The 937-nt window shown below is 65.8% G+C and carries 1 protein-coding gene; it reads right to left on the bottom strand.

Annotated elements, in window-relative coordinates; all coding sequences use genetic code 11:
* Positions 1 to 937, bottom strand: a 937-nt coding sequence (locus P2Q66_RS19495) for an IS481 family transposase (RefSeq protein ID WP_275730803.1), incomplete at both ends; no start/stop codon positions are given.

The raw sequence follows: 937 nt of genomic DNA, 5'->3' as shown, positions 1-937 counted from the left end.
GGTTTGCCTCCAAGGCTGCCGTGTGGCCGGTAGTTGTTGTAGAAGTCTAGCCATGGCTGCAGGGCCTCGGTGCGTTCCTGGTTCGATGTGAATGGTTGGCGGTAGGCCCAGCCTTCTTGCAGGGTGCGGTTGAAGCGTTCTGCTTTGCCGTTTTGCCAGGGATGGCGGGGTTTGATCAGGATGTGTTTGGCGCCCAGAGCGGCCAGTGCGTCCTGGAAATCGCGGGAGAGCCGGTAGGCGAACGCGTTATCGGTCATGACGCGTTTGACCGGTGCGCCGTTCGCTGCCATGACCGCTGCCGCCCGGGTGAGGAACCCTGCACAGGTGGGCCCTTTCTCGTCGGGCAGGACTTCGGCGTAAGCGAGCCGGGTGTAGTCATCGACGGCGACGTGGACGTAGTCAAAGCCCAGGTTCCTGCCCGAGGAGCGGTGGTTGGCCGGGCTCTGTGCAGGGTCGGCCCGCCAGCCTCCCCCCTCGGGGATCCTGCCGAGTTTCTTGACGTCGATGTGGATCATGTCCCCTGGTGCGTCGCGTTCATAGCGGCGGTCGGTGGCGCGGGAAGCCCGGATCCGTGCCCCGCTCACGGGGTCCAGGTCCCACAGTCTGGGCATGCCGGCACGGGCCAGTATCCGGGAGACGGTCCGGGCGCTGGTCCCGCACCGCAAGGCCAGCTGCACTGGTCCTTCGCGGTGCTCCACCCGCTGGGTCAGGACGTCGGCAACGACTTCCACTGGGGTGGCATGCGGGCATGACTTTGGTCTGGAGCTGCGGTCCTGAAGGCCGTCCAAGCCGTGGGACCGGAACCGGCTGATCCAGCGGTGGGCACAGGTCCGGGAGACCCCCATTTCCTTGGCTACATGGGCAACCGGACGGCCACTCATGACACGTTCGACGAGGATCCGTCTACCGGTCGGGGTCAGGCGGGCATTACGGTGGA

The sequence above is a fragment of the Arthrobacter sp. Cr_A7 genome, assembly GCF_029222765.1.
GTDB lineage: Bacteria > Actinomycetota > Actinomycetes > Actinomycetales > Micrococcaceae > Arthrobacter.
The sequence above is the reverse complement of the archived record's forward strand: the minus strand, read 5'-3'. Positions and strand labels throughout refer to the sequence as shown.